Annotated in this window: 6 protein-coding genes; 1 reads left to right on the plus strand and 5 read right to left on the minus strand. The window is 38.9% G+C overall.

What is annotated here, in order from left to right:
• Together ACIR131C_RS0115800 and fba are read right to left on the minus strand one after the other, a co-directional pair.
• Positions 1 to 480, minus strand: a 480-nt coding sequence (locus tag ACIR131C_RS0115800) for a DUF29 domain-containing protein (RefSeq protein ID WP_028090986.1), incomplete at its 3' end; no start/stop codon positions are given.
• Between the two features lie 179 nt (positions 481 to 659).
• Positions 660 to 1,733, minus strand: coding sequence for a class II fructose-bisphosphate aldolase (gene fba / locus ACIR131C_RS0115805; RefSeq protein WP_028090987.1), 1,074 nt, complete (start codon positions 1,731 to 1,733; stop codon positions 660 to 662).
• Between the two features lie 457 nt (positions 1,734 to 2,190).
• On the opposite strand from fba, the gene ACIR131C_RS0115810 reads away from it, so the two are divergent.
• Positions 2,191 to 3,417, plus strand: coding sequence for a nitric oxide synthase oxygenase (locus ACIR131C_RS0115810; RefSeq protein WP_231395475.1), 1,227 nt, complete (start codon positions 2,191 to 2,193; stop codon positions 3,415 to 3,417).
• A gap of 171 nt (positions 3,418 to 3,588) precedes the next feature.
• Here the strand turns inward: ACIR131C_RS0115810 and ACIR131C_RS0115815 are convergent, their stop codons facing one another.
• The 3 genes from ACIR131C_RS0115815 to ACIR131C_RS0115825 form a co-directional block, all read right to left on the minus strand.
• Positions 3,589 to 4,830: a DUF4912 domain-containing protein gene (locus tag ACIR131C_RS0115815; protein WP_028090989.1), complete on the minus strand. Its 1,242-nt coding sequence runs from the start codon at positions 4,828 to 4,830 to the stop codon at positions 3,589 to 3,591.
• Positions 4,831 to 5,358: 528 nt separating this feature from the next.
• Positions 5,359 to 7,653, minus strand: coding sequence for an IMS domain-containing protein (locus ACIR131C_RS0115820; RefSeq protein ID WP_028090990.1), 2,295 nt, complete (start codon positions 7,651 to 7,653; stop codon positions 5,359 to 5,361).
• Between the two features lie 252 nt (positions 7,654 to 7,905).
• The gene (locus ACIR131C_RS0115825) at positions 7,906 to 8,214 is read right to left on the minus strand and encodes a DUF3067 family protein (RefSeq protein ID WP_028090991.1); all 309 of its coding nucleotides are present in this window, start codon (positions 8,212 to 8,214) and stop codon (positions 7,906 to 7,908) included.
• Between the last annotated feature and the right edge of the window lie 67 nt (positions 8,215 to 8,281).

Raw genomic sequence — 8,281 nt, forward strand, 5'->3', positions numbered from 1 at the left:
AATTTCCTCCTGACTCAGCAGTGTCATGATAAAATCAGAATTAATGACATCCAAAGGCTCAAAAGGAGAGTCAATAGGAAAAACCTGAATAGATAATTTAGTTTCCGTACTGGTAGCGCGAACAGCTTTTAAATAACAATCAGAAAATAGTTCTAAATAATAAGGTTTGAGACTAGGACTATCCTCCAATAAAGATTCAATTTGATAAAACTGTTCCCAAATTGTACTTACCCAACTAGAAGAACGTTTTTCAGATTGAAATTGATATTTAAGCAAGTGCATTAGTAAAACTATGAGTCGGTTTTTTAATTCACGTCGTTTTTCTTTCCCCATGTCCTCTATTTCTGCAATCAAATGCTCAAAATCAACTTGTTCTAGTTGGTGATTACGTAATAAATTAGCTGTAGTTTCTATCCACAAACAATAATCCTGATCATAAATATAACTACTTAAGAATGTAGATTGTAAATTGGTAGTCATAAGAGATAGCCTTATTTACGCCATTGTCTTACTATATCACATTCATCACAGGGATGTTATTCTCAAGTAAATTTATAAGTAATTACAATTAATATAAAAAACCGGGAAACAGTAACGTTTCCCAGTTTATTTCTGTAAAGGCATAGCCTAGCTACACCTTAATTTGTTGCTAAGAAAGATTAAACCTTAGCAGCAGCCCTCATGACCAATTCACCCTTAGCATACTTAGCAGCAAAATCTTCCAAAGAAACTTGCTTAATCTTGCTTGCATTACCAGCAGTACCAAACTGTACATAACGGTCAGCGCAAACCTTCTGCATATATTTAATAGAAGGTTTGAGGAAGTGACGAGGATCAAATTCCTTGGGGTTAGCCGCCAAAGCTTCCCGCACAGCCGCAGTAATCGCTAAACGGTTATCGGTGTCAATATTTACCTTACGTACACCACTCTTAATACCTTTTTGAATTTCTTCTACAGGTACACCGTAGGTTTCAGGAATTTCGCCACCATATTGGTTAATTAGCGCCAACAAATCTTCAGGGACAGAAGAAGAACCGTGCATTACCAAATGGGTATTAGGTAAACGACGGTGAATTTCTTCAATGCGGCTAATAGCCAAAATTTCGCCAGTTGGTTTGCGGGTAAACTTATAAGCACCGTGGCTAGTACCGATAGCTACAGCCAAAGCATCTACTTGAGTAGCTTCTACAAAGTCAACAGCTTCATCAGGATCAGTTAATAGTTGAGAATGGTCTAGTGTACCTTCAAAACCGTGACCGTCTTCAGCTTCACCAGCGCCGGTTTCTAGAGAACCCAAACAACCTAGTTCACCTTCAACGCTGACACCTAAAGAGTGAGCGACGTTGACAACTTCACTGGTAACTTTAACATTATATTCAAAGCTGGCAGGAGTTTTAGCATCAGCTTCCAAAGAACCATCCATCATTACACTGGTGAAGTTGTTCTTAATAGCTGAGTAGCAGGTAGAAGGAGCATTACCATGATCTTGGTGCATGACAATGGGAATCTGAGGATAAGTTTCTACCGCAGCTAAAATCAAGTGGCGAAGGAAATTTTCCCCTGCATAATTACGAGCGCCGCGAGAAGCTTGTAAAATCACAGGACTGTCTGTTTCAGTCGCTGCTTTCATGATTGCCTGAATCTGCTCCAAGTTGTTAACGTTAAAAGCGGGAATGCCATAACCGTGTTCAGCAGCGTGATCCAAAAGCAACCGCATAGGTACAAGCGCCATATATATTCCTCCTAATTTGGGTATCAGCCAGTCAGTTTAATAGAAGCGTAATCTTTATTTTAATGTAATTTTTACGCTAATCTTAATGTTTTTTTCAACTTACAGAAAATTATATCTAGTAGTGGGTGCTTTTGTTGAGAAATTTTTCTGGATGATTTTCTCAATTTATGTATTCATGATACATAAATTGATACTAAGTATTAGCAACTGATTTAATCAAGTTTCAGTAACAACAAAAATATTTAATTAAAAAGATCACTAAGCAGGTGTGTTAAATTCTAGCCACTCAATAGACATCTACAGAAAGATTGTCTTGTAAAGTTTTGTGATCAAATTTAATATATCTAAGTATTTTTTTTAAAATAAGTATGGTAACAAGGTTGCAATAATAGTAACGGGATCTGAAAAAATGCTTAGTAGTCTGCGACGCTCTCTAACATTTATTAAGAAGCAGATAATGGAATATTTGTTATCGTTACTTAATAAAATAAATTTTAAATTCCCAAAAACAAAATCCAAATTTTCAGTCTCAAACAGTGAAAGTGAGCAAAATGATCCAAAAATTGATGAAATTCAAGAATTTTTATCATTACTAGAAAAAGAAGGTCAATTAAATCTATCTAAAACTAAAAGATTTGCGGAAATCAAGAATGAAATAAAAACCACTGGCACATATTGGCAAACTTATGATGAATTAGCTTCCGGATCTAAGTTAGCATGGCGTAATAGCACTCGATGTATAGGTCGTAATTATTGGAATTTGCTGGAAGTTCGTGATTGTCGCAGCTTGGATAAACCAGATGAAATATTTGATGCTTTGGTAGAACATTTAAAATTAGCTACTAATGGAGGTAGAATTAAACCGTTTATAACTGTTTTTGCACCACAACACCCCAATCAACCAGGAATCCGCATCTGGAATGAACAACTTATCCGCTATGCAGGTTATAAACAGTCTGATGGTTCTGTTATTGGTGATCCAAAGTATGTAGAGTTCACACGAATTGCTCTTGAAATGGGCTGGAAAAAAAGCAAAGGAACTCCCTTTGATATTTTGCCAATTATCATTCAAATGCCTAACCAACAACCTCATTTATTCGACTTACCTCCTGGTGTGGTATTGGAAGTATTAATTCACCATCCTGAATATCCTTGGTTTGCTGAACTGGGTCTGAAGTGGCACGCAATACCATTAATTACCAATATGATGCTTGATATTGGTGGAGTTAAATATACATCTGCTCCCTTTAATGGCTGGTACATGGGAACTGAAATCGGATCTCGTAATTTTGGGGATGAATGTCGTTATAATTTGCTGTTGCCTATAAGCAAAAGGTTAGGTTTGAATACTCGTAATAACTATACATTATGGCGAGATCGTGCTTTAGTGGAATTAAATATTGCTGTTCTTTACTCATTTCAAAAAGCTGGAGTAACTATTGTTGATCATCATACAGAAAGTCATCATTTTATCCAGTTTGAAAACAAGGAAAAATTACAGAAAAGATCTACTTATGCAAACTGGTCTTGGATTGTACCACCGCTATCAGGCTCTGCAACTCCAGTTTTTCATCGCACTTATAAAAATATTGAGCTAAAACCTAATTTTTTTTATCAGCATGATCCTTGGCGACAATTTGATACTCATCAAAAATCTGGTTGTCTTTTTTCCACCAAAGCATAAAAATCATAGGACTTACGCAAGTGTCACCAAAAATTATATGTATTATGCCAGTTGCGTAAGTCCTGAATCAGTTGAAGTTGTTTGTTTTTTTTCAATAAAAAACCCACTATACTATTTCTATAGTGGGTGAAATCAACAAATGCAGTTATGGTTAATCTTCAAATACAGCAATTATGCAAGCCATTCCAGAACAGCTTCATCTTTGGTATTAGTATTACGAGAAGGTGTTTCCCTCTCAAACTTCATGTGAATAGAACGAGATTGCTCACCATCAGCCGCAATAGCTAGAATTGGGTAATCAATTAAACCATCTTGGAAAGACATTTGGAAGCGGAATGTACCATCCGAATTGAGTTTAATCGGACGACCACCAATAGTGACATTTGCATCAGGTTCCGTTGCACCGTAAACAATCAATTCAGCATCAGCAACTAACCAGAATTTGCGGGGACGCGCAGGAACAGCACCAGCGGAGAAACCGGACATTCCCACACCTGACATATTTAAACCAGATACATTCGGAACAGCCCACATACCTACACCCGATGGGAAAACGTAGGAACTGAGAGCTTGTTCTGGAGCAGCAGAACCGGGGACGTGCTGCATAGAACCGAATAGAGAACCCGCAACTCGTTGAGCTTCAGCGGATTCTGCTAGACCAAAGATTTGTTCGTAAATCGGGTTTCCTTCACCACTAGCAGTAACAGTTGGTAATTTCTTAGATGGGGGAACTAGTTCATAGAAGGTCTTAGCGCGTAAGTCTTCTTCAAAGTCTACAGTGATAAAGACATCTTCAATCCAATCGGAAGGATAGACGGGAGGAATATGTACTCTAGCAGAACGGGCTAATACTAACCAGCCACCATCAGCGGTGCGATAACCTACATCTATCACGTAATCGCGATCGCTCACGGGAATTGGCAAGTACCATTCTCTCGCTAGTTCATCCGCAGGGTATTCTTGCAAGCTGTGAGGACTTTGGTAATCTAGATCAACATCAGTGACATCATAAATCCGCAGCGCTAGGGTCTGTCCACCTTGACGACGGAGTTCTTCTTTATGGTCGTTAGGAATATCCCAGTAAGTGTAAGCCCATTGAGGATCACGGGGTAATAGAACTATCCGGCTTTCACCATAACCTGCGGGTAAATCTCCTAGTGCTTCGTCAACATCAGCAAGAGAACCACCAGTACGATCTTCTTGGCCTAATTCAAATTTTGTTGCTTCCACGGTTTCTTGTGCCTCCTGAGTACGAGATGAACTGGGTGAAAATTTGCTACGCTGAACATCTTGAATTGATGTTAATAACTGCGATTTACGCATTCTGCTATAGCGAGATATGGAATATTCACTGGCGACTTTCCGTAATTGCCGTAGTGTCATCTCTTCTAGCGGTGGGCGTTCTTTTGCCATTAATTTGGCCTCCAGTAGTTTAAAAGGTAAGTTTTTCCGGGTTAAAATAGAGTTTGATCAAATATCATCTACCCAGATTTTTTTATCACTGACTCCTGGACAAAACCCCAGTTTTAAATTTGTTTACTGTCTGTTTTTTTTATTGAGATCCCAACTGCTCTAAATTCTTAGGTTGAGAATTGCAAAGAGTTGTTAAGTAAATATTAACCAGTAAAACTATCCAGGGATCAAGGGGTCTAAACATGGATTTTGCCGTATTTCACGTAGTTATCAGCCCTTTGGGGATCGTTTTGTCATGAAACCTTAATATATTGCCCTTGACAAGGGAATTATTATCAAGATTTCATAACATTTTAGGCAAAGGAGAATATTTACAACAGGGAACAGGGAACAGGGGATAGGTGACAGGTGACAGGTGACAGGTGACAGGTGACAGGTGACAGGTGACAACTGACAACTGACAACTGACAACTGACAACTGACAACTGACAACTGACAACTGACAACTAACCACTGACCACTAACTAATTACGAAAACGTCTGAATTACTGACATTCGCTGAATTAGCCATTTACCTTCTTTGTGAACCAACTCATAGCGAACACGCAAGTTTTCATGAGAAGACTTTTTTTCTCGGCTATTTTCATAGAACTGAGTAACTTCTTGTACCGTAGCGTCTACAGATACATAATTTTTATCTGTGCGTTTTTTAGAGACAGATTCCACTTTTACATCATGTTTATATTGCCGATAGCGTTTATCTTCTTGTTCTTGCTGGGCTAATGAACGCCATTGCAATAAAACCTGACCTGTTAAAATTTTGTTTAAACCATTAATGTCATGATTTTCTCCTAAAGCTGCGGCTTTAGCAGATAACCAAGTTTCAATTACTTCCTTTGCTGTCTTATTTGTTAGTTCTTCGTCCCTTGGTTGAGATTGGCTGTTGGGGTTAGGAATGGTTATCGGTGGTTGATTTAGTTCTATTGCTAACTGTTCTCCCTGTAATGATGGGTGGGAAAAGAAGATATTTTTGACCAATTCCACAGTTGTTGATACTAATAACGAAAAAACTACTACTCCCCCTAATGAGAAAGACACCATCCAAACTAAGCGTGTTTTCGGATCTAGGCTACTAAGGAAATTAGTTTGAGACTGTAAAAAACGTTGTGGAATGTTATTGGCGCTGGGTTTGCGTCGTCTGCGCCTTGGGTGCTGATGGTTTGTAGCTGGTTGAGAAGTGTGATTACCTGGATGTGATTTGCTGCTGGAGGTAGCCCCTATTGGTGTGACGGGTATTTGTGATCCTTGGTTAGCTACACTTCCACTGGTTGTAGTATGATTCCATCTGCTCATGGAAATCCGGCTAGGTTCAGGTTGGTGTCGGTGGTGTGTTTCCGGTAATTCAGGGTTGGATGGTTGGTGATGATATTGGTGTGTTTCTCCGGTTTCACGAGCATGGTGACGGAAATGATTAGTATCTGGCTGAGGAAAGGATTGAGGATGGATCACTGGCCGTTCAGTTGTTTGGACATCTGTAGGCAATGATTCTAAATAAGCCTGTACTTGTTTATCTGCAAAATAATCTTTTAAAGCGGCTTTTTGTTTTCCTAAATCACGAAAATGGGGAAATACTTCCTGTTGTAACCATTTTTCAGTGTACAAACACAGTCCTGGTAACAGGTCGGGTGAATCTTGGGATTTTTCTCTAATAAACGCTAAAGCTTCATATTCTTGACTTAGTTCTAAAACACGGGTGGCTTCTTCGGTTTGTCCCATCAGCAAAGCACAAAGAGATTGTTCTAAATGCACATCTTGGCGTTTTGCTAATTGCATTAACATTTGCTTGGCTTGGCGAATTAAAGCTGGTTGTCGTTGAGTAAAACCTCTGGCGATTAATGAGTATACTGCTAAATATGTGGCCACGGCTGAAGGACGTTTACTTTCTAATTCAAATAGTTTATGCTGTTCTGATACTGTTAAAAAATGCCGGATTTGCTGGATAAATCGCAAAAAATCATCTATATTCAAACCTGATTGATCATTGCCACTGCCATCAATGCCGCCACGATCTTCTAAAATACTTTGTAATAATTCTAGTCCTTGTTGGCGTTTAGCGACCTGTTCTTTTGACAGTGCTAATAGTTCTAAAATCCGATAAGGACGGAGTTTGTAAAGATCAGCCGTCATTTCGGCGCGAACTGTGGGAAATAATCCTTCCCTGGCCAATAATTCTTCACCTGTTTCTAAAGATATGGCGGCATTTTCATAGTTACCTTGTTGCCATTCTTCCCGTCCTAGCTCTAAACAAGCTAAAGACACGGTGAGGATAATATCTGGTAAGTCTAGGTTTTCGGGAATTTCCGCTTGAGTGAGACGATTACCTGTTTTGACGCTAATTTTACTGGGTTTATTGACTAAATGCGGACGACCAAGTTTTAATACCAACTCATATTCTCCTAGTTCTTGGAGAATTAACAAAGAACCAATAAATCGGTTTGGGCTGATTTCGATGCTGAGAGTTGAAGGATCAAGACGTTGGGAGTTACTCTCTGTGGGAGATATGGACAATGGCGCTTGATCAGCAGTTGTGTTATCAGTATAGATATGAGATAGATAAAGTTCATCGTAGGACTTGCGCTTTTTAGCATCTAATAAAACCATATAAGCTTCTGAAATTAAATCCTTGCGAGAAGATATAGCCGTAGTTGAATACTCCCGTCGCGGTAGTTGGACAATGCGATCGCTGTATGCCTGGCGCAGTTGTTCCTCAGTTGCCACTAACGGTAATCCTAAAATTCTGTAGTAATCGAGCGGAATTCGCACAGCTTACATCCCCTACACTGTGTTCTCGTAGCATCTCGTAAAAATTAACACAATTCACCTAGAGCATACTAGGCTGCTAAAACCGTCTCATAATCATAGCCTTATTAATACCGTGTTGATCTAGCACTATAGGTGTAGATAGTAACAGATATGTTATTTTCTGCCCGATAATTTTATTTATATCTTAAATCGGAAATTTTTGACTCATAGTGATATTTTATTGTATTGGCCTAACCCACTATACCCTAATTTTTAGACAATCCATTCAGAGGCACGTTCACCCAAATCAAGAGGAATGCTAACTGCTTTACCGAGACGGGGACGCTCTTTAGTATCGGTAATAAAAGTTTCTACTTGTTGTGTTCCTCCTAAAGCATGGAGATAATTAGCAATGCTGTCAAGATGATCTTGGTAATCACTTTCGCTCAAGGGGAAAGAAGCTTGGCCTTGGTACTTCCACATGATTTGTAAGAAGATTTTACCTTGAGTGCGGCGAAATTGGACATCGTAGGGCTGTCCCCATTTATTAATCAACAGTTGGCGTAATTCTTTTCCAGTCATAGTAATTTTGGATTTTGGATTTTGGATTTTGGATTTTGGATTTTGGATTTTGGATTTTGGATTTTGG

The organism is Dolichospermum circinale AWQC131C (genome assembly GCF_000426905.1).
Taxonomy (GTDB): Bacteria; Cyanobacteriota; Cyanobacteriia; order Cyanobacteriales; family Nostocaceae; genus Dolichospermum; species Dolichospermum circinale.